Raw genomic sequence first — 22710 nt, forward strand, 5'->3', positions numbered from 1 at the left:
CTTCATCAGTACCAGAGCGCGCTCAACTCTTCTCCGCGGCGAGATCGGATTCTGCCGCGTACTGCGCCAGCAGGACACGTTCGCGCTCGCGGCGCGGATAGAAGAACGTCACCACCGCGGCACCGGCACACACGATGATGATCGCCGCGATGTAGGCGTTTGTATCCCCGTCCAGGAAGGCGTTTTTGGCGGCGGTCATGATTTGGTCCGCGTATTGCGGGTAGCGTTCCGCGAGAACTTCGGCGCTGGAGAAAGATTTGGTGAGCGCGGCCTGAGTTTCGGGAGTCACCTCGGATGCGTTCGGCGAGGACGAGATCGCATTCCCCAACGATTTTGCGTACCCGGCCGTGAGTATTCCGCCGAGTATCGACTGCATGATGGCGCCGCCCAGATCGCGTTGCAAATCCGAGGTTCCCGACGCCATACCAGCGCGGTGCACGGGAACGGATCCGGTCAGCGAACGCGATGCCGGTGTGCCTGCCAGGCCGACGCCGATCCCGACAAGCGCATAGGCAAGCGCGACCTGCCAATACTGTGTGCTTTCGTTCCACAGGAAAAGCGCGACAAACAACCCGAGAACCACGAACAGGTAGCCGGAGAGCAGCGTGACGCGGGCGCCGTACCTTTCGATCATGGTCGCCGAGCGCGGCGCAACGATCACCATCGCCAGCGCAGCCGGAATGATCGCCGCACCGGCTGCCAGCGTCGAGTAGCCGAGGACGTTCTGCAGGAACTGCTGGCCGATGAACATCGCGCCCATGAGCGAACCGAACACGACCAACCCGCCCACCGCCGCGCCCCAGAAGGTCGGGCGCGCAGCTACGTGAAGATCGAACAGCGGATTGACCGCGCGTCGCTGTTGCAGGAAGAACCCGATACCCGCGACGACCGCTATCGCCCCGAGCACCAGAGCCAACGTGCCCGAACCCTTCACCGGCGCAAAGTTGATGGACAGCACCAGCGCCCCGATGAAGACGATCGACACTATGCCGCCGAGGTGATCAACTCGCTCGGTCGTCTCGTTGACGTGCGCGGGCACCAACACCAGCGAACAGATCAGTGCCACGAGAGCCAACGGAAGGGTGACGAAGAAGACCGAACCCCAGTGAAACTGCTCGAGCAGCGCCCCCGAGACGATCGGACCGAGTGCTGAAATCGCGCCACCGATTGCGGACCACATGGCAATCGCCTTGGTCCGTGCCGGTCCGGCCCACAGCGCCGTGATGATCGCCAGCGTGGTCGGGAATGCAAGACCTGCCGAGACGCCTCCGACTATCCGAGCGAGGAACAGCACTTCGAAGTTCCCGGCGAATCCAGCCACGATCGACGCCGGAATAGACAGCGCCATGCCGGTGACCAGCAGCATCTTGCGGCCGTATCGGTCTCCCAACGCCCCAAGGTAGAGCACCGTTCCGGCCAGGCCCAACGAGTACCCGACCGCGATCAGGTTCAGTTGCGTCTGGCTGGCATCGAAGGCCCGCCCGATGTCCGGCAGCGCGACATTCGCGACCGAGAGATTGAGATTCGCGACCGCAGCGACCAGGATGAGCGTCCCCAGGACGAGGGTGGCTCGATCCGGTGAAGCGGACTTGATGTCACTCGCCATGCGCGTGCTCCCATCGCGGTGGGACCCGAACCTGGGAGTTATGTCCGGGTCATCCCGAACTCAAGATAGAACCCTCTCCAAGCGCTCGCACAGTGAACGGGTCCCTATTCGGGCACAATTTCAGCCAAGACGCCCTCGGCGCTGCGGGCAGCAACCAGGCAGGCGCGGGAGGTGAACCTGTCGAAGAGCGGATGCCTGGACAACTCCCGCCATCGCCGGACAGCCGCGGTAGCCCGCGCACGCTGCACCTCCGGCGATTCTTCCGGTTCGCAGCCCAACCGGTCACTGGCCCGGATTCCGTAGCCACCGATCAGCCTTTGTAGTTGTGCCAGGTCGTCGGGTGGCAGATCTGTGTGTACCGAACGAAGTCGCCCGAGCAGGCGAAGTTCGTGGAAACCGTGAACATCGGCAAGCAACCGTTGTGCCTCCGCCGCGATCAGATCGCCTTCCTCACTCGGATCGGCTTCGAGGATTCGGCCCAACGTCACCAGCGCGGTGTGCGATTTCAGTTGATCCGCGCGCTGCCCGAACTGAACGTCGATCACCTGACGAAGTTCGTCCAGTCCGCTTCGCTCCAGCAATTCGGCTGCCAGACTCGGCGAATCAGTGGCACCCAGCTTTATCGACGTCACGGCGAGGCGAATTCCGAAGAGTCCGAACCGATCGGCCAATTGCGCCCGCATCGCCGCATCGACCGGGAGTGGACTGTCCTGCTTGGCAAAACGATCCGCGGAGAGCAGTGCCAGGCTCAGATCCTCGGATGGAACCTGCGCGAGCGCCGAGAAGGCAGCGAACTCACTCTGCCTCATCGTCCGTGCGGCGAGTGCCAGCAGACCTGCCACGGGAACCACCGACTGACACAGGCCGGTTCGCTCCAGTTCCTCGGCAAATCGTGCCGCGACGTCCTTCGCCGAAGACAACGCGTCGAGCCTGCCTGCGCCGACCTCGTCGGCACGCGAGAGAACACCGATCACTCCGAGCGGGCCGGATTCTCCGCCGACATGATCAGCGATCTTCCCGAGGAACTGCATGTCACTGGCGTTCAGGGCGCGCAGCAGGTAGACCACCGCGTCCGCGCCGGGCGCACCACCATCGGGAACCAGCATGTCCCAGGTTCGGGCCGAAACCTCGGTCGAGAGCGAAGACGTACCTGGGGTGTCGATGATCGTTGTACGAGCCAATGCCGAAGACGGCCAGTCGACGTCGATGCGGTCCACCGAGTCTGCGGTGTACTCCCCCAGATCGAACGTGAGCCTGCCGTCGCGGCGCGTCACCGGCACGTTGAACTCGGCACCGCTCTCGGCCGTCGCAGTCACCTGGGGCGTTGTCCCGTTCCGATACCAGGTGACGACGCGCGTGCACTCCGTCGCGTCGGTAGGCGCTATATCCTGTCCGACAAGCGAATTGAGCAGCGTCGACTTCCCCGCCTTGAGGGAGCCGGCGAGCGCCACCCGGAGTGGCTCGCCGAGTCGGGCAGCGCATTCGTCCAACTGGGCTCGCGTCTGCGGCTGGTCCGCGTAGACCCGTCTGGCCTGGTCGATCAGAGCATGTGCCGACTCCACAGCGGTCACGGCGGTCGTGGCACTCATGCGTTGCTCACCTTTGCCGAAGCAGGAGCCGGAGTTTCGCCGATCAGCGTTCCGGCAACGGCGTCAAGCTCTGCGACGACGCGCATGTCGGTCTCCAGACGCTTGATACGAGCGGCGTGTTCGCTCGACTCCAACTGCGCGGCTTCCTGCGTGGCGCGGAGGGATTCGTTGATCGAGCGCAGCGCCTGCTCGGCGATGTCGGTGAAGTGATCCCGCAGGAGCCGCTGCACCAGGCGGAGGCGGTCCTTCGACTCCTTGCCCACCTGGAAGCTGACGTCGTCGGCGAACCGTCGGATAGCCGCTTTCGCCTCGGCCCGACGCTTGAGCACCTGTGCTTGTTTGTCTTCGCGATAAGCCTTGGTACCCAGCAGAACCCCGGCTCCGATGGAGATCGGGTTGACCAGTGCCATGCCCATCATCGTGGTGATCAAGCCGAACATCAAGACGCCGCCGTACGAGCCGCGCATGCCGACCAGGACCTTCTGAGTGATGCCGATACGGCCGGATTCGAGGTCCGACAACGCGCCAACCGGTTCCAGGAAACCGTCGGTGTCGGCGACGTCGAGATGCGGGAGCGCGACGTCGCCGGTCTCCGCGAAGTGCTGCGCCACAACTTCTGCCAACCATTGAGCTCGATCGTGAGCCCACACGAAGTTGTCACCGATAGCGGTGGCGATCTCCTGTTCGAGCCACTCCCCCACTACGTCCCAGTCCTTACCTGGATCGCCTTCGTCGACCGTCTCCTCGGCCTGGCGGGTGACCCGGCGCAACCGGTCCCGGAGGTCGTGATCGATGTCGGCGGCAAGGTCTGCAATGCCGTCGCCGAGGCTCTGTTGCCAGAGCGAGGTCTTCTTGTGCAGTTCCTCGGCCGCTGCCCGGGCACGCTGCAGGCCGGCGACCGCCGCTTGAGCGGTGGACGGATCCTTCAGCGCCGCAAGCTCACTGCCCATCTCCAACGTCAGATGTGCTGCCGAGGAACGCACGTCCATCGCAACTGCGCGTCGCGTGTTCGACTCGGCACGCGCAACCACGTTGTCCCGCAGGAACTGATAGAGGTCCAGAAATCCGGATTCCGCCTCGAGTTCCTTGTCCCCCAGCCTCAGTGCGTGCGACCGCAGTACCGAGGAGATCGGAATGAGCGGCAGGTCCAACCCGGCGCGCTGGAGATGTCCGCGATCGGCGTCGAGGATCTGTCGCCAGTGCGGGTACAGATCGGTCTTGCTGATCAGACCGGCCACCGCAGGACACAGATTGACGACCTGGCGGATGAATCCCAGCTCGGGTTCGGTGAACTCCTGACTGGAGTCCGACAGAACCAACACGGCATCGGCCGCAGTGATCAATCCCAATGTTCCTGCAGCATGCGGATTTCCATGACCACCGACACCGGGGGTGTCGATCAGAACCAAACCGTCGGCCAACAGCGGACTGGGAACACCCACTTCCACACGCAGAACTTCACGCCCTTCGGCGCGAGGCGTGGCCGGGGTGATCCCCATCAGTTCTTCGAGCGGGAGGGGCACCCGGATGGGCGCCGCACCCGGATCGGCGAGAATCAATTCGGCGACCGCGGTCTCCGCGTACTGCACGACCGTCGCCACGGCAGTGGTCTCGTCGTCACCGACCGAACACACGTCGATGCCGAGCAGAGAATTGACGAACTGGCTCTTGCCCTGTTTGAGGGGACCGACCACCACGATACGAATACGTGGATCATTGACTCTGACCTGAGCATTCTCGAGTCGGCGCACCAGATCCGTGCGCCCGAAATCCTTCGCCACGACGGCTGTTCGTTCGAGCAACGACGCCGTCGACGACGCGACGCGCGCCTTCCGACTGCTTACCTGACTCGCTGAATCACTCATGAGCTACGTTGACCCGCAATTCTTCCCGACTCGAATATCCGGCCCTGCGAACGCATAGCGCACGCAGGGCCGGATTTGTTACATCAGGTCATTTTGACCGATTTCAGTTCCTGCGTCAGCAGATCAGGGATGCAGGTGATCGACAACCGCAACCGGGTCGATGTGATCGACCGGTGCTGCAACCGAATCCTCGGCGAAGAGCGAGTGTCCGGTATCGGCGCTCAGTCCCGAATCGGAGCCCGCACCGAAAGCGTCGGTCGCATCGATCGACGACCACGGGTTCAGCGCACCGGTCAAGGAACTTGTCAGGTCGGACACGCCGCTGACTGCTCCACCGAGGGATCCACCCAGGTCAGCGACTCCGCCGCCGCCAACGGTACCGCCACCGTCGACGGTGCCACCGGCAGCCGCGGCTGCGTCGGCACCGATCGAACCTGTCACGTCGGTGACTGCTCCGACAGCCCCGCCGAGCGATCCACCGAGATCGGTGACGCCGTTCAGTGCTCCGCCGAGCGACCCACCCAAACCGGCCGCAGCGTTCGTGGCGGCGTCGAGACCTGCTGTTGCGTCGAGACCTGCTGTTGCGTCCAGAGCACCGCCCACCGTTGCTCCGAGGTCGCCGGTCACACCGCCGAGGTTCAGGCCGTCTGCCGCGATGCTTCCGAGGTCGACGGAAGGCAGTTCAGCGGAGATCGGGCCAAGGTTCACTGCGCCGAGGTCGACGGAGGGCAGGTCGGCGCCGATCGAACCGGTGTCGATTCCGCCGAGGTTCAGTGCCGTGTCCAGCGCTCCACCGAGTGCGCCTTCGGCACCGAGAACGCTGTCGAGAGAGCCCCCCAGCCCGAGGCCGGCGCCCAGCGCACCGTCCAGCGCGCCGGTGAGGTCCGTGCCCACGGAACCGACAGCACCCAAGCCGCCTGCACCTGCGAGAGCGGTGTCGAGAGCCGCAGCCACACCGGCTGCCAAGCCTGCTTCGCCGCCCAGCCCGAGTGCACCACCGAGGTCGATTCCGGTAAGTCCGCCTGCGCCCAGCGCTGCGTCGAGTGCGCCGCCGAGACCGCCCGCCAGCCCGGCATCGATGCCGAGTGCCGAACCGAGGACACCTTCGAGAGCCGTCGACAGATTCGCACCGCCGCCCAGAGCCGCTGCGAGGTCTGCGCCGAGACCGCCTTCGAGGTCGAGTGCTCCCCCGAGCAGTCCACCGAGTGCGCCGCCCAGGTCGGCTCCGACCGTTCCGCCGGCACCGAGGGCGCCGGAGAGTGCCGCGCTGAGCTGCGCGCCCAGGTCTGCACCCCCGCCGAGTACGGCGTCGAGGTCGAGTCCTCCGCCGAGGCCCAGTGCTGCGTCGAGTGCGCCGCCGAGTGCAGTTTCCAAGCCGCCGCCGACGCCGAGAGCTCCGCCGAGTGCGCCGCTCAGTGCAGCACCGAGATCGAGGCCGCCCGCGATATCGGTGAGAACGCTGACATCCGTGATCGCTCCGAGGACGCCGCCGAGTGATGCACCCAGATCGGCGCCGATCGTGCCGCCGGCTCCCAGGACACCGGAGAGCGCGCCGGACAACGCCGTGCTGAGGTCGCCCGTCAGAGCGCCGGCCAGATCGAGGCCGCCGCCCAGTGCAAGGGCGGATTCCAGTGCGCCGGTCAGGCTCGCGCCCAGTTCGCCGCCGATGTCGAGGAGACCGCTGAGGTCTGCTGCGCCGCCGAGGAGTCCACCGAGAGCCAGTCCGAGGTCGGCTCCGAGGTCGCCACCGATGGCAAAGACGGGTGCGAGGGCTCCGCTGAGCCCCGCCGTCAGGTCGAGTCCGCCGACCGCACCGATGGCGGCGTCGAGGGCTGCGCCCAGTTCCGCGGTCAGACCGCCGGTCACTCCGAGGGCGCCGCCCAGAGCCGCGCTGAGCTGTGCGCCCAGATCGAGAGCTCCTTCGAGATCGAGTGCACCGCCGAGGCCCAGGCCGGCTTCGATGACGGCGCCGAAGGCTGCGCCGAGGTCGGCACTGATCTCGCCGCCGATGGCAAGCGCAGCGCTGAGGGCTGCTGCGAAGTCGCCGACCAGGTCGAACTGGCCGCCGAGGGCGCCTCCGACTCCGAGGCCTGCACCGGCACCGAGACCCAGGCTGCCGCCGAGGCCGCCACCTAGTCCACCGGTGAGACCACCACCGATTCCGAGACCGCCGCCGATGGCACCCGCAGCGGACGCGCCGGCGTTGACGATCGCGGACAGGTCGGCGCCGCCACCGGCAAACAGTCCGGACTCGGCAACCAGCGGAGCGACGGCGACGATGTCGGCGGGGCTGACGTCGCACAGACCGGCAGCATTGAGTGCCGCGGTCGGGTTGGCGCAGTAGTTGGCAGCTGCCTCGTCGTCACGAAGTAGCCCGAGGATGAATTCGAGTACGGCGTTCGTTGCCATGGCGGGTTCTCCTGAAGTTCGTTGACCGGGTTGTTGCCGGTGGGTTGTTGCCGGTGATCCGGAAACTGGTGCGCTGCCAGAGGTAGCGAGTGGAATCAACGCTAAGAACTTTTGCGACTGGGGCCAACGGGGAGCACCCCCCTCTTCTGCGTGGACAGACGGGGAAGCCCCCTACGGGGTACGCCCGCTCGGAATAGGGGGATTTGCTCCGATTAGGGGATCGGTCCCCTACTTCGCCGCGACGCCTCCGATCCGGTAACGATCTAGGTCCTGAAACCGACATCGCAGACAACCGCGACAGTCCTTCTGTCGCCCACGACCAGGGGAGTTCGTTCATGGCGGCAGGGCTCGGCATCAGCATCGGTTCGGCCACTCTCGTAGCTGTCACCGACAGCTCGACCGGTGAAACGCAACAGGTCCGCTTACCCAGTGCGCTGCAATTGGACGACGGAACCGTCATCACCGGATTTGTCGAGCGCGTCGGAGACCCGATCCCGATACTTGCCGCCGACGGTACCGAGTACCGCGGCGAGGCTCTCGCAGCGACAGCGGTAGGCGCGCTCGTCGGCCAGGCTGGCGGCGAAGAAGGTCCAACTGTAGTCCTGGCTCACCCGGTGGGGTGGAATCGTCACACAGCACGAACCATGGAGTCCGCGCTGGACGACGCCGGGGTTCACGGGGCTACTCTCGTCGCCGAACCCGCGGCCGTCATGGCGTGGCTCGCCGCTTCCGGAAACGCTGCCAACGACGGTCTGACCGTCGTCTACGACCTCGGCGCTCGCTCGCTCGACGTCACGATGATGTCCACGACCGGCGGACGAAGCGAGATCTTCGGAAAGCCACTGCGCAGCGAGGACATCGGCGGCGACGAATTCGATCACCTCGCCACCGTGCACCTGCTCGATGCGGTTTCCGACCACTTCGCAGCCCTTGATCCCTTTGCTCCCGAGACGATTGCAGCGCTGGAAACTCTGCGCGAGCAAGCCCGCGCAGCCAAGGAGGAACTTTCCACCGAGACGGAAACCGTTGCTCGCGTGACGCTTCCCTGCGCCGTCAGCGACATTCGACTGGTTCGTTCCGAGCTCGAGGATCTGATCAGGCCCGCCCTCACCGAATCGGTGGCCTTGGTGCGTGAAAGCCTGCGATCTGCCGGCGTCGAGTCCAGTGATGTCAATCAGGTTGTTCTGGCCGGCGGAAGCTCGTCCATTCCCCTTGTCGCCGAACTACTGTCCGCGGAGCTTCGTGTTCCGGTGATCGCCGACGCCGATCCCGCGTCGTGCGCGGCGTCCGGCGCCGCGGCACTCGCCCTCGACGCCCGAGACTCGCAAGTGCCGGCCGCCGCCACTGCAGTGATTCCCGCCGAGCCGTCGCGCAAGCCCGCACCGGTTCCGGCCTTCTCCACTCCGTTGCTTGCCGAGCCGACAGAGGAAGAGAACACGGCGACTCGACGCTCGTCGAGGGTGGGCGTCGTTGCTGCGGTGGTAGGAGCGTTCATCGTGCTCGCCGCAGGCGGACTCGGAATCGGAACGGCCATGGACAAGATCAACGTTCCGTCCAGTTCGGCGGACACCACCAGTGAGTCCACCTCGTCCACCGCTTCGACCACGTCGGGCTCTACCCCCGGCAGCACCACGGCAGCCGAAGCAGCAGGTAACGGATCCACGACTGCGAACAACGTTACTCAGAACAATCAACCCGGCTCTCCTGCTGCCGCAGGCGGTTCGACGACGGCACCAGGGGCAGTTCCGGTTGCCGGCGCACCAGCTGGATCTGCTCCCGCACCAGGTGAGACCGCCCAGTCGGCGCCTGCACCTGCCGCACCGGGCGCCCCGGCGCCCGCACCGGCTCCCGCCCCGGCACCGGCGCCCGCGCCCGCGCCCGGAGCAGGCGTCGGAACCGGTATCGGTGATGCTGCGACCGGCATCGGCAACGGTGTCGGCGGTTTGGTCGACGGCGTCGGGGACGGTGTCGGCGGCGTGGTCGGAGGTCTCGGTAACGTCGTCGGTGGTGTCGGAAACGTGGTCGGTGGTGTCGTCGGCGGCGTCACCGCGCCGATCCGCTGACCGGCAGGCTTTCGATGAACCGTGACAGCGGCACCGAATCGTCTTACATTGCAGGACTTTTGCGCGGCATCGACCTGACTGCATCGCCACTGCGCCTGTTCGTCACCGGGACCGATGCCAGCGCTCGGCCCCAAGTGACGAGGGCGGTGCGCAAGAGGATCGAATCTGGTGACAGACCCGTGGTCACCGTCGTCACGCATGACGCCCCGGCCGATGCGATTGTGGTGATCGCGGACGCGCAGGCTCTGACCTCCGACGAAATCCGTGCTCTGAACGAACTGGTTCAACGTGACGACCTCGGAGTTGTCATCGCCTCCGATCGGATCGATCCTCCACTCGCACCGATCTACTCGAACATCTCGAGTTTCGGTACCGTCCTACATCTGAACCCGTTGAACCGGTCAGATATTCGGAAGATCGCCGCGGAGCGAAGAGTTCCGCTCGACGATCGTGCCGTGCTGACGCTCGAGCATCTGGCCGGTGGTTCCTTCGGGGCCGTCGAAGCGTATTTCGCCGCCGCCTCGGCGGGCCGCCCGGAAATGGCGACAGCCGTACGCACACACATCCTCCATCAGGTCACCGCTCTGCATCCGATCGAGCGTGAGATCATCGAGGTTTCATTCGCCGTCCCGGACATCGACGCTTTCGAGCTCGATCTGGGGCAGGAGAAGTTCAGTCTCACAGCGGCATTCGACCGAGCACTGGCCACCGGACTGTTCGGTTCGCGATCACCTCTCGTCGCGAGCGTTGTGGCAGAGTCGACCAGCACAGGACGTATCCGCAGCGAGCTGATCAGAATCGTCGAATCACGAGCGAACGCGAGAACCCTCGATATCGATACAGCACGAAGACTTTTCGACTCCGGCATCCGCCACCGCGATCTCACGGCTGTACTACGAGACGCAGTCGACGCGAGCACGCCGACGGTCGCGGCAGATCTTTTTCGTCGTGTGAATTCGATCGAGCCTCTCGGCGTGGCGGACACGCTGCTGTACGCCCAGGTTTCGGCTCGGAGTGGTGACCTCGACACTGCCTGCCGCCTGGCCGATTCCGTCATCGCCGAACCCGATCTCGACAACGCGAGACTGGCTGCGGCGGTGCGAATCCGCGCAGCTTCGTCCGCAGCATGCGGCCAACTCCGCGCCGCCGCAGATCTCTACACCTGGCTCGGGCCAGGGCGCACCGAAACCGAATCCCCCTTCGCCGCAATCACCTTCCTCGGCATCGGCAACGTCGATGACGCGAACGCGGCGCTCACCGGGCACACAGGATCACCGTCGAGCTCCACTGTCGGCGCTGCCACACTGGCCAATGGACTGATGCAATCAGTCACGGGGAGTGCACCGAGTGCGCTCAACACGATGTCGCGCGCACTTTCGCTCCCCGGCGGCTCCGGCACATCTGAATTCCAGCCTGATTCCGCCCCGGCGCTGGTAGCTCTTGCACTCCTGCACAACGGCGCCCATGAACGGGCCGCCGCTGTCGTCGCGGCCGCGATCGCCGCCGACGACGCAAGCAGTCACACGTGGGCGCGGCTTCACCTTCTCGACGCGTGGATCGCGATGACCCGTGGGCACGACACTGCTGTCGAAGATCTACCGGAGGAGGTAGTCCGCGGCCCCCTCCGTGAGCGTGACGCACTGTTTCTGCATGCCATGATCGTGGGTCTCGCTCGACGCTCCGGCGATCTCGCCCAGCTGCGGCGAGCCTGGTCGGGCGCAGCCGGCACCCTCTCGTCCTGCAGCGTGGATCTCTTCAATTTGCTTCCCATCGGCGAACTGTGGCTTGCGGCAGTACGACTCGACGAGGCCGAGCAGGTCGAGCATCTGGTCGACGACGCACGCACGCTCCTCCGAGCACTCGGCGAGCCTCCGCTGTGGTCGTCGCCGCTGCATTGGTACGGCGTCCAGGCGTCGATCCTCTCGCAGTCACCGGCCGATCTCCTTCCACACGCCCATACACTCGCGGAATCAGCCAAAACCCACACTTACGCAGCCGGTTTGGCGACCGCCGGACGCCAATGGCTCCTACTCATGCAGGGCAGCGTCGACGCAGACGACGTGGAAGCTGCAGCGCGAACACTCAACCGCATCGGGCTGCCCTGGGACGCGGCCCGCTTGGCGGGCGAAGCAGCATTGCGCACACCGGACACCAAATCGGCCACCGCATTGCTCCACGTTGCGCGCTCGCTACGCACAACGTCGACGGCCGAGACGAATGCAACCGATTCGACCGACAGCGCGGCACCACCGTCGGTACTGACCGAGCGCGAACAAGAAGTTGCCGAACTCGTCGTCGTCGGCCTGACCTATCGGGAAATCGGCGAACGCCTCTACATCTCCGCTAAAACCGTCGAGCACCATGTCGCACGCATCAAGCGGCGCGTCGGGGCGCAGTCTCGTTCGGAACTGCTCACCATCCTTCGCAGCATGACACCGCCGAACAAATAGTTAGCTGCATATTGTCCGGAGGGTTGCGTATATCCGTTTAAGTGATAGTTTTCACAGGAATCAGGACATGCATGCCGAGCAAAGTTCGGTAACTGTGAAACGGGGATCGCTATGAAGTGGGGAGTCGAACTCGCCGTCGGCAATAAACGAAGCATTGCTGCGATCGCGAAGCCCGACTCGGAACCAGTGATCCTCGAACGCGAATCGGTGCTGCACCACGCTCCTGACGGCACCGTGCAGCTAGGTGAAACCGCGTTGGGGTCAACCGGCTTGCGCGGGTTCCTCGACAGGGTCGGAACTGACGATACCGACAACTTCTCCGAGCACATGACGCGAGGAGAGGAACTCGTAGCAACAGCAATGTATTGCCTGGTCAAGGAGGTCCGAACACTCACTGATCAGAACCTGAACATCTCTGCGGTGATCCCGGCAGGTTGGTCGAACGATTCCGTCGACGCACTGCGCGGCGCACTCGACAGCATGGATCTCGACGGCGTCGAACTGATTCCGGAAGAGAAGGCCTCCGCGGCGTGGCTCGCGGATCCGGATGCCGACGACAGTGCAGCCCGCGGAGCCGCAGCGTTGGCCGCGCCTTACTCGATCACCTCTACCTGTTCCGAACCCGAGCCAACCGATCTTGCCGAGCCAGAGGACACCCTCGAGGAGTTTCCGCCGTTCGTCCTGATCGAACCGGAGCCGGAATCCGGCGTGGAAGTACCGGGCACGAAAGCACCGAGCGTCGACGGTTGGCTGAATCGTCAGTGGCGGTCGGAGCGCCGACCGATCATCGCCGCAGCCGCCGCCGCAGTCTTTCTGACGGTGTCGGGGTGCGCGGCCGCGGTCATCATCGGACACACTCCGACCATTTCAGCGCCCGGGATTCTCGACGCACAATCTCCCCTGCCCACCGGCACCACGCCCGCCACTGCGGCGAGTCAGCCCGGCACGGTTTCGCACTCAGCGACCTCGCTCCCGTCGGAAGTACCCGCTCTCGGCGCGCAGCCGACGGCGCAGTCGTGGTCATCCGACGCGGAATCGACCTCATCCGAATCCCAGCCCATCCCGGCGAGTCCGGGCACCGGTACCGAGAAATCCACTACGGCGAACGTCCCCGCGCAACAGGGATCGCCGATCACCATCCAGCTCGACCCCCTTCGGATCGAGAACCTGCCGCCGGTCGTCGGACCGCTGAATCCGGTCGATCCGGCTACCCCGGACACTCCCGCCGTGACCGACCCCACTGATACACAGACAACGCCGACGCAGCCCTCCAACCCGACCGACACAACCGATCCGGTGGTGCCGAATCCCGACATGCCCGTCATGCCATTGGCCCCGAGACCCGGAATGCCAAGTTAGACAGAAAGATTGAACAGCCAGACAGGAGGCGCATATTCCTCGTCGAAACTTTTCCCCTATGGTGGGTGCGGTACCTACCGGCTCGGTGCCGGGGACTTGAAGGGATTTCATGCGTAACTCGTTGGCGATCCGCACCGCTGTGGTCGGCGCCTCGGCACTACTGCTCGCAGCTCCATTCACCACGACGGCATCGGCAGAGCCCGCCTCCGACACGCATGTCGAACAGCTCGAAGCCGACCAGCTTCCGGCTGAGCTGGTCGAGGCGATCACACGCGATCTGAAGATCTCCCCACAGGAGTATCTCGACCGCGCTGCCAAAGCTCAGGAACTCGGCGCGTACGCCCAGGAATTCAAGTCCGAGCGCCCCGGCGACTACGCCGGATCGTGGATGGGACTCGACGGTCAACCCGTCGTAGCCGTCACCACCACCGAAGCTGCTCGAATCGCGGCCGACGACGGATACCGCACCCACGTCGCCCCCGTCTCCGCCGACACCCTCGAGAAGACGCTGGCCGACGTAAACGGATGGATCGCCGGGCTGCCCAAGGAAATATCACGCGCAGTCAATTCGGCGACCATCGACGTCTTGAACAATCAGGTCGTCATCGACGTTGCGAACAGCCCCGTCGGGCAGGCACTCAATCTTCCGACCCTGCTCGAGAACACCAAGATCGTTCTCAGCCCGGACGGTGGCGGATCGGTTGACCCCGGAGCGCTCGGCGGCGACACCTACATCACGTCGACGGGACCCATTCGCGAGACGCCGACCGAGAACATCTCGGTCTGCTCGTTCGGGTTCAACGCCGTCGACGATCAGAACAATGCACTCAATATCAGTGCCGGACACTGCAATCCGGCCGAGGGCTCGAAGTCGCCGGTCTACCTGCCGAATCACGCGAACGTCGACGACAGTCAGTTGATCGGCGCGTTCTCACAGTCTTCCGTCGGCAACAACGCCGGTGATCTCGATTACTCGGTCATCAAGTTCGACCAGTCGGGCATCGACGCGGGCCTCGACCGCGCTGCCGTCCGCGGTGCCAACGGGACCACCCTCGCGATCACCGGAACAGCACGTCCCGTGATCGGCGCTCCCATCTGCAAGTCGGGTCAGACGTCGTCCTTCACCTGTGGCGTCGTGGCAGCCGATCGCGTCGAAACACAACTGGTCATGGCTGACGGCGATTCACGAACCGTCCGCGGGTTCGCCGGTACCGCGTGCACCCTCGCCGGGGACAGTGGCGGCGCCATCGTCTCAGGAACCCTGGCGCTGGGCATCACCAGTGGTTCCAACAGCAGCGGCGCACCCAGTTGCAACGAAGCGAACCTGGTACTCGCGACCTCCGGTGGAACCTCGAATCTGGGTATCCCGGTCGGAGACATCCTCGACGCTGCAGATCGTGCATCCGGTGGCGGTGTCGGTTCCGGAATCCGCGTTCGCACTGCGGGTTGACCAACGCCTGATTCACAGCACTGTGCCCGCCGATCTGTTCTGATCGGCGGGCACAGTGCTGTTGTCGGTCGGGGTCAGCGCTGTTTGCTCATGTAACGGGTGGGAATAGCGCGTTCGAACCCATATAGTCATGGTCGACTGTGATCGGCTCACCACAAGTCCGTGAGCCGTATCCGTGTGCTCCCAGGGGGGTGGTACGCGGTCAACGAAGTGGAAAGGCCCACATGCGAAGCTCCATCGCACGTCGCGCCGCAGTGTTCGGTTCGGCCGCGCTGCTGCTCCTCGGACCGATTACCGCGGTCGCGAACGCAGAACCGAATGAATCCGGGGTATCCGATCAGGCAGCCCATCTGCCCGTCGAACTCGCCGAAGCCCTACAGCACGACTTGGCGCTGACGCCCGACCAGTTCGTCTCGCGTTCCGAACTCGCGCAGAAGCTCGCAGAGTTCGCCGCCATCGCGCGCGTCCAGTTTCCCGACTCTTTTGCCGGCGTGTGGCTCGACGACCTCGGCAAGGGCATCGTCGCTCTCGCTGACGGTCGCGACAAGGATGCTGCCCGCGAGGCCGCCGAGAAGGCCGGCTTCGAGGTCAAGGACGTCGCGCAGAGCGAGCAGGCTCTGCAAGGTCAACTCTCGGCACTCAACACCTGGCTCGATTCGCAGCCTGCCGAGGTCGCAGACCTCGTGCGTGGCATCGCCGTCGACGTGGTCGGCAACGGAGTCGCCCTCACCGCCGATCCTGCTGCCGGCATCGAATTGCCTGAGTTCCTGAAGCGGACCGTCGTCCACACCGCTGCTCCGCTACTGGTTCCCCCGATCGTCGCGGACCTCATTCCCGCAACCGGATCCGCAACCGGCGACGCTGCACTGGGCGGAGACGCCTTCGGCGCAACCTCCGGTAACACCGGACTGCGTTGTTCATTCGGCTTCAACGGCACCGACGGTTCAGGACGCACGGTCAACATCAGCGCCGGTCACTGCGATCCCAACCGTGCCGCTGCCGGCACCTCGAACTCCAGCCAGGTCTTCCCGATGGTGAACAACCAGACCGGGCCCCGCGTCGGATACTTCGCCAAGAGCAGCTTCGACGGGCGTGACTACTCGATCATCAACATTGACGACAACGCGAAGTACCGCTTCGAGAACAACAGCGTGCGGGTCCCGTTCAACCGTTCGGTCAATATCACCGGTACCGCCGATCCCATTGTGGGCGCCCCGGTCTGCAAGGCGGGATCGACCACCGGCTTCAGCTGCGGCGTCGTCACCGGCGTCAACCGCGTCGCCAAGGTCTTGGATCACACCCTCGACAACGGCTTCACCACCAACATCTGCGTCCTGCAGGGTGACAGCGGTGGCCCCATCGTCTCCGGAACGTTGGCAGTGGGCATCACGAGTGCGTCCAACGTCGCCACCTCTCCCCTTTGCGAGATCGCTCAGGCCGAGACGTTGTTCGGACAAGAAGCACCGACGCAGTACGCGACGCCGATCAACGACATCCTCGCCGCCAATCCAGGCCTGAAGGTTCGCGACTACTGATCGCACGCATTCCCCGAGACAGCAAAACGGGCGCCGCACCTTTCGAAGGTGTGGCGCCCGTTTCGGCGTTCGTGACGTCTAACCGGTAGAGCTGCTTACTGGAAGAGAGTTGTTCCGGCCGGAGCGTTCAGGACCTTGATCAGGTCCATGCCCGCGACGATTGCGGTTCCGCCGCCGGCGAGGATGGTACCGGCGACTCCACCGATACCGGCACCGGTGACCATGCCGGGGAGGCAGCCGATAACCAGGCCGGGCAGACCCACGATGCAACCGATGACTGCTCCGACGATCGTGCCGGTGAGGCTACCGATCTGCGTGGCAAGCCCGAGCTGTGACTGGAACTTCTCGATTGCCTTCTGATCCTCGTCAGGCGAAGCAACCGGGGTGAACTCGGCAGCGACCGGCTTCGGCTTGGAGCTGGCCGGGTCCAGGTTCGGCTTGAGGGTGAGGGTCTTGCCGTCCTCACTGATGGTCTCGTCGAACGGGAACTGAACGTCCCCGAGGTTGAACGCGAGCGGCAGGCTCACGAGAGTTGCGCCCTGGCTGTTCTGCAAGTCGACGTGTGTGCCGTCACCCGATACCCGGAATGCCCCGGCATCGATTGTGGTGACAACAGCCTGGTCGACGACCTCGGCGGTGTACGAAACGTCGGGTGACGTCTCCGGAGCTGCGTAAGAAGTACCTGCAGCGATGCCCGTAGCGGCAATGGTCATCGCTGCGATGGCCGCAGCTTTACGAATGAACATTTTTGATCCTCCCCGGGAGCGAGCGGGCGCAAGTCGATGACTCACACCACCCGTTTCCCCTGTGCGTGACGGGCGTAACGATAACAGCCGGTCGGTTGTCCTCACCTGCCCGGAAACCGAGTTAGGGCTGCCTGACAGAAAGGAGCCCGACGGCCACCGCCTAACGTGACGACCAGACATGTCTGCGTTTGACCAAGCCCGTCCGACGCAGAAGATTGATCTCTCCAGGCCACGAGCGGTTACCAGTCGGTATCTACAGGCTGGTAATGCTAGTTACTGGCGGGTAACATAACGCAGGTTAGTATCAGTGGGCTGTCCCGAGGTGGCCGACGCGTCGCCCTGAAACGAAAGGCCGCGACATGAATGCCCTGACGATTACGTTGGGCACGATTGGTGCTCTGCTGAGCTTGGTGTGTTGGTACATCTTCCTCTCAGGCGCGCTGAGGATGTTCAACACCGTGCGCATCGGCCAGTCGGCACCCGATCGATGGCGCCCGTTCTTCCCTCGCTTCAAGCAGATGATCATCGAGTTCATCGCGCACACGCGCATGAACAAGTTCCGCAGCGTCGGCTGGGCCCACTGGCTCGTCATGGTCGGCTTCCTCGGCGGATTCCTGCTGTGGTTCGAGGCTTACGGCCAGACGTTCAACCCCGAGTTCCACTGGCCCATCTTCGGTAACACGTGGGCGTGGCACCTGTGGGACGAGATCCTGGGCCTCGGCACCGTCATCGGTATCACCACGCTGATCGTGATCCGTCAGCTCAACCACCCGCGCCTGCCTGCGCGCCTGTCCCGGTTCGGCGGCTCCAACTTCAAGGCCGCCTACGTCATCGAGGGCATCGTCCTGCTCGAGGGCCTGGGCATGATCATGGTCAAGGCCGGCAAGATCGCGACCTACGGTCACGCCAACCCGTGGACCGACTTCTTCACCATGCAGGTCGCCAAACTGCTTCCCGCCAGCCCCGTCATGATCTCGGTGTTCGCGTTCGTCAAGCTGATGACCGGCATGATCTGGCTCGCGATCGTGGGCCGCAACATCACCTGGGGCGTCGCCTGGCACCGCTTCTCCGCGTTCTTCAACATCTACTTCAAGCGTGAAGACGACGGCACCGTCGCGCTCGGCGCGGCAAAGCCCATGATGTCCAAGGGCAAAGTCCTGACGATGGAGAACGTCGACCCCGACACCGACACTCTCGGCGCCGGAAACATCGAAGACTTCTCCTGGAAGGGCTGGCTCGACTTCACCACCTGCACCGAGTGCGGGCGTTGCCAGTCCCAGTGCCCTGCTTGGAACACCGGAAAGCCGCTCTCCCCCAAGCTGCTCATCATGTCGCTGCGTGACCACGGCTACGCCAAGGCCCCGTACCTGCTCGCTGGTGGACGCAAGGACATGGGCGGCGACGAGATCGGACTCGTCGACAGCGAAGGCAACGTTAAGGAAGCCGCACTCGCAGCCATCCCCGAGGCCGCACGCCTCGAGGCCGACCGCAAGCTCGTCGGTGAAACCGTCGAAGGTGAGATGGCCCCGGTCATCGACGCCGAAACCTTGTGGAGCTGCACCAACTGCGGCGCCTGCGTCGAACAGTGCCCCGTCGACATCGAACACGTCGACCACATCATCGACATGCGTCGCTACCAGGTCCTGATCGAATCGGAGTTCCCCTCCGAGCTCGCCGGCCTGTTCAAGAACCTCGAGAACAAGGGCAACCCCTGGGGCCAGAACTCCAAGGACCGTCTCAACTGGATCAACGAGATGGACTTCGAGATCCCCGTCTTCGGCAAGGACGCCGACAGCTTCGAGGACTACGAGTACCTCTTCTGGGTCGGCTGCGCCGGCGCCTACGAAGACCGTGCCAAGAAGACCACCAAGGCCGTCGCCGAACTCCTCGCCACCGCGGGAGTGAAGTTCATGGTCCTCGGCGCCGACGAAACCTGCACCGGCGACTCCGCACGTCGTGCCGGCAACGAGTTCTTGTTCCAGCAGCTCGCAATGCAGAACATCGAGATGCTCAACTCGGTCTTCGACGGTATCGAGCAGAAGAAGCGCAAGATCGTCGTCACCTGTGCGCACTGCTTCAACGCCCTCGGCAACGAGTACCCGGAGGTGGGCGGCGACTACGAGGTCGTGCACCACACTCAGCTGCTCAACCGTCTGGTGCGCCAGAAGAAGCTGATCCCGGTTGCGTCCGTGAGCGAAGACGTCACCTACCACGACCCGTGCTTCCTCGGACGCCACAACAAGGTTTACGACGCTCCCCGTGAACTCATGGAAGCCTCAGGCTCCAAGCTGGTCGAAATGCCGCGTCACGGCGAACGTTCCATGTGCTGTGGTGCCGGTGGTGCTCGCATGTGGATGGAAGAGAACATCGGTAAGCGCATCAACGTCGACCGCGTCGACGAAGCGCTCTCCACCAACCCCAAGAAGATCGCCACGGGTTGCCCGTTCTGCCGCGTCATGCTCACCGACGGCGTCACTGCCCGCCAGGAGCAAGGCCAGGGCGAAGGCGTCGAGGTCGTCGACGTCGCGCAGTTGATGCTGAACTCCGTCACCCGCCTCGATCCCGCCCAGCTCGGCGAGAACATCAAGGTGATCCCGCGTGAGAAGGCCCCGGTCGCTGCTGAGGCAAAGGCTGAGACCGTCGAGCAGGATCGGGTCGCCGAAGTCGAGGAAGCCGCCGCGACTCCGGAAGCCAAGGCTGCACCGGCAGGCAAGGGTCTGGCCATGAAGGGCCTCGCCAAAGCACCAGGCGCAAAAGCTCCCGGCGCCAAGGCACCAGGCAAGGGCCTCGGAATGGCCGGCGGGGCAAAGGCTCCCGGCGCCAAGAAGGCGGCTCCCGCCGCAAACGCGGAAGCTCCCGCCGCCGAAGCTGCTGCACCGGCCACACCTGTGGCAAAGCCCAAGGGCCTCGGTCTTGCGGGCGGAGCCAAGGCTCCCGGCGGCAAGGGACTGCAGATGAAGGGCGCCGCCAAGGCACCCGGAGCAAAGGCCGCTGCCGCACCGGCAGCGGAAGCACCGGCAGCTGAGGCTGCTGCACCCGAAGCTGCTGCACCCGTCGCCAAGCCGAAGGGTCTGGGCCTGGCGTCCGGCGCCAAGGCTCCCGGCGGCAAGGGACTGCAGATGAAGGGCGGGGCCAAGGCTCCTGGCGCGAAGGCTGCACCTGCTGCTGAAGCACCTGCCGCTGCTCCGGCTGCACCCGCCGAGGCTCCCGCAGAGGCTCCGGCCGCCGAGGCGGAAGCCCCGAAGGCTCCACCGGTCGCCAAGGCCGGCGGACTCGGATTCAAGTCGGGCGCAAAGGCTCCCGGCGCTCGGAAGGCTGCTCCTGCTGCAGCCCCGGCGCCAGCTCCGGCACCGGCTCCCGCCGCCGAACCTGTGAAGGCAGAACCCGCCGCCGAACCCGTGAAGGCAGAACCCGCCGCCGAAGCACCTGCTGAAGCGTCCGCACCCGCGGAAGCTCCGACGCCTGCTGCCGCGCCTCCCGCCCCCAAGGCAGGTGGGCTCGGATTCAAGGCCGGCGCAAAGGCTCCCGGCCGCAAGAAGTAACCGCTCCACACGCGAATGCCCTCACCGTCATGGTGAGGGCATTCGTGTTTGTGTGGGGAGCCAATCCCGACCGAGCACCCTTTCCCTCGACTCAACACACCTTGCTCTACGCGGAAAGCGGTGCTCGCCGTGGACAAGTGGTGCTCACTCCCCCGCTGCCAAATCGAGGTCGCCCTGTCAATCTGCGACAAGCATCACCGCACCGCGCGCACGCCCGACACCCCTTTCCTGCTGCCGTCCGATGACGTATCGCCCCGGAGCGATTCCGGTCGCGCCGTGCTCCGGATGGATCAGGTACGCGGTCACTCGGGTGTCGAGCATGCCGAGCGCAAGGCCCCGAGCATCTTTCACCGGCGTCGACCACGTGCACTCCCCTTCGTCTGCAACCAGACTGTGGGGGTTACCGCCCGCCGCGCTTCGCAGCAGCTCCACTCCCGAGAGCGGCACTCTCACAGAGCGTGTCCACGGCAGAGGCGCCACGATATTTGCGAGCAGCGAAAACGGGATCACGATGAGATCGCCCTGCGCCTGAAGTCCGTCGATCACAGGAATGGACACTTCCTGGTCCAGGTAGTCGAAGACATCGAGGCCGGTGAGGGTGGTGAGAGCGGACAAGGTCATGTTCGAGTTCATAAGTATCACCAAGGGTTTGAGGATTGGGGGTTCGAGATTCAGGTTCGACGAACGAGACGGGAGTAATCGGCGCCGGTGATGCCGTAAGTCCAACCGGCGGCATCCAACGCGGAGGTAAACCATCCGGGTACGGAAAGGCCGTATCGACGCCGATGCCCGTCGCGTTCGAAAGAACCGTTGACCGCGAGGAGAATGCGTCCACTTCGGCCCCAGCCCACCGGTGACGCGTAGAGCTGCAGCAGGCAACCGGCATTACCGGGATCGTCGGCTTGGTCGACCAGTGTCAGGCCGGCCAGCTCGATGTAGGAATCCCACCCGATCCGCTCGATTGCACATCGACGGATCTCTACATTGCGCTCGTGTGCGATGCGTTCGGCGGTCGGGTCGAGCACTACCCAGTCGGGAACGATCGCTCCGTGCAGAACGAACGCCTTTGTTCCGTCTGCGAATTCGAGTGCCGGGGAATCAGAGTGGTGGAGTCGGCGTTCTCCCCGCGCACTGCCCGGTATCCGCTCCGAGTGCAAGACCCTGGGTCGTTCCGCCATGATGCACACGTCGTCGAACGCCCACCACCACCCGGTCGAGTCAGCCAGTGCGGTCTGCACATCGAGAAGTTCACGGTCTTCCGAGCGGAAGGTCGCAAGACCGTATCGATGGCATGTGTCGTAGTACGCGATTCGATGGGCGTCCTGCTGCCCGTACCAGGTCACTCCACCCGCCACCGGGGTCGACATCGTTCGTATCGCAGCTGCGACGCCGTCGAACAGTGTGGTGTGCAACGATTCCCAGATTGCGGATCTGATGATCCGCGCTGGATTGACGCGGCGCTGAGTCGAACCCCGCTGATCCGACCCCTCGGACACGCTGGCACCAACGCCCCCGAACGCGCGACGTTCCATCTTCCAGCGTTCTATCTGCCAGTCAATGCTCCGACGTTCGATACGCGCGTTCATACGTCGGCGCGACGCCGAAAACATGCTCGCGATGTGCCCGCAAGCGCAGTCGAGTCCAGTGCCGTCGAAGGACATCTCGTTCGACAGACCTTCGGCGGCGATCAGATCCGATCCAGCAGAGGGCGACTGAACCCAGACGAACTCCGGTTTCGGGAGCCCGGATCGTCGGTATAGTTGCGCGACAGCAGATTCTGCAGTGGATCGATCGGCCGGACGTGTACACAGACCGCGTTCGAGCCATACGTCGCGGACTGCTTCCAAGGCCTGATTGTCTTCATCGAAGATATCGATGTTCTCGGTCGATGTCGCTCGACGTGACGTCGACGAGCGAAACGGTGCGGCGCTCACGCGACGGTGGCGGTGTCCGCCTTTCCTGTAGTCATAGTTCAACAGCCTGGCACGCAAACGCTCCGGACGCAAGGGTTGCCTAGAGTGCGACACCGAGAACCTGCCACCGCTTCCCCACACCCAACACCCTCTCCAGCGACGCGAAACCGGTTCGAACTGTGG

General features: G+C 64.6%; 13 protein-coding genes. 6 read left to right on the forward strand and 7 right to left on the reverse strand.

The features are described 5' to 3' along the window. Nucleotides 1-22 precede the first annotated feature (22 nt). The 4 genes from QMA15_RS12215 to QMA15_RS12230 form a co-directional block, all read right to left on the reverse strand. Nucleotides 23-1606, reverse strand: a complete 1584-nt coding sequence (locus QMA15_RS12215) for an MFS transporter (protein WP_269578071.1) — start codon at nucleotides 1604-1606, stop codon at nucleotides 23-25. A gap of 104 nt (nucleotides 1607-1710) precedes the next feature. Next, on the reverse strand, nucleotides 1711-3195 hold the full coding sequence (locus QMA15_RS12220) for a dynamin family protein (RefSeq protein WP_133728370.1): 1485 nt from the start codon (nucleotides 3193-3195) through the stop codon (nucleotides 1711-1713). After that, nucleotides 3192-5060, reverse strand: coding sequence for a dynamin family protein (locus QMA15_RS12225; protein ID WP_279219322.1), 1869 nt, complete (start codon nucleotides 5058-5060; stop codon nucleotides 3192-3194). The genes QMA15_RS12220 and QMA15_RS12225 overlap by 4 nt, the downstream gene beginning before the upstream one ends. Before the next feature lie 123 nt (nucleotides 5061-5183). Continuing rightward, the gene (locus tag QMA15_RS12230) at nucleotides 5184-7469 is read right to left on the reverse strand and encodes an IniB N-terminal domain-containing protein (protein ID WP_020968773.1); all 2286 of its coding nucleotides are present in this window, start codon (nucleotides 7467-7469) and stop codon (nucleotides 5184-5186) included. Nucleotides 7470-7804: 335 nt separating this feature from the next. Here QMA15_RS12230 and QMA15_RS12235 point away from each other — a divergent pair, with 335 nt between their 5' ends. From QMA15_RS12235 to QMA15_RS12255, 5 genes are all read left to right on the forward strand, one after another. After that, a complete protein-coding gene (locus tag QMA15_RS12235; protein WP_290284651.1) occupies nucleotides 7805-9532 on the forward strand; it encodes an Hsp70 family protein in 1728 nt (575 codons plus the stop codon). A gap of 14 nt (nucleotides 9533-9546) precedes the next feature. Further along, a complete protein-coding gene (locus QMA15_RS12240) occupies nucleotides 9547-11982 on the forward strand; it encodes a LuxR C-terminal-related transcriptional regulator (RefSeq protein WP_134998301.1) in 2436 nt (811 codons plus the stop codon). A gap of 111 nt (nucleotides 11983-12093) precedes the next feature. Further along, nucleotides 12094-13341: a hypothetical protein gene (locus QMA15_RS12245; protein ID WP_021343218.1), complete on the forward strand. Its 1248-nt coding sequence runs from the start codon at nucleotides 12094-12096 to the stop codon at nucleotides 13339-13341. A gap of 109 nt (nucleotides 13342-13450) precedes the next feature. Next, on the forward strand, nucleotides 13451-14791 hold the full coding sequence (locus tag QMA15_RS12250; RefSeq protein ID WP_019749373.1) for a S1 family peptidase: 1341 nt from the start codon (nucleotides 13451-13453) through the stop codon (nucleotides 14789-14791). Nucleotides 14792-15015: 224 nt separating this feature from the next. After that, nucleotides 15016-16326 carry a S1 family peptidase gene (locus QMA15_RS12255; protein ID WP_029254718.1) on the forward strand — a complete coding sequence of 437 codons (1311 nt, stop codon included), beginning with the start codon at nucleotides 15016-15018 and terminating at the stop codon, nucleotides 16324-16326. A 95-nt stretch (nucleotides 16327-16421) separates the two neighbouring features. Here QMA15_RS12255 and QMA15_RS12260 read toward each other — a convergent pair whose 3' ends face one another. Then, nucleotides 16422-17072 (reverse strand): glycine zipper family protein, encoded by a 651-nt coding sequence (locus QMA15_RS12260; RefSeq protein WP_021343217.1) that lies wholly within the window; start codon nucleotides 17070-17072, stop codon nucleotides 16422-16424. Between the two features lie 359 nt (nucleotides 17073-17431). On the opposite strand from QMA15_RS12260, the gene QMA15_RS12265 reads away from it, so the two are divergent. After that, on the forward strand, nucleotides 17432-20614 hold the full coding sequence (locus QMA15_RS12265; RefSeq protein WP_279163199.1) for a (Fe-S)-binding protein: 3183 nt from the start codon (nucleotides 17432-17434) through the stop codon (nucleotides 20612-20614). A 177-nt stretch (nucleotides 20615-20791) separates the two neighbouring features. Here QMA15_RS12265 and QMA15_RS12270 read toward each other — a convergent pair whose 3' ends face one another. Both QMA15_RS12270 and QMA15_RS12275 read right to left on the reverse strand, forming a co-directional pair. Next, the gene (locus tag QMA15_RS12270; RefSeq protein ID WP_029254716.1) at nucleotides 20792-21247 is read right to left on the reverse strand and encodes a hypothetical protein; all 456 of its coding nucleotides are present in this window, start codon (nucleotides 21245-21247) and stop codon (nucleotides 20792-20794) included. A gap of 38 nt (nucleotides 21248-21285) precedes the next feature. Beyond that, nucleotides 21286-22548: a DUF6745 domain-containing protein gene (locus tag QMA15_RS12275; protein WP_279163198.1), complete on the reverse strand. Its 1263-nt coding sequence runs from the start codon at nucleotides 22546-22548 to the stop codon at nucleotides 21286-21288. Between the last annotated feature and the right edge of the window lie 162 nt (nucleotides 22549-22710).

It is taken from the genome of Rhodococcus sp. APC 3903 (assembly GCF_030407755.1).
Classification (GTDB): Bacteria; Actinomycetota; Actinomycetes; order Mycobacteriales; family Mycobacteriaceae; genus Rhodococcus_F; species Rhodococcus_F erythropolis.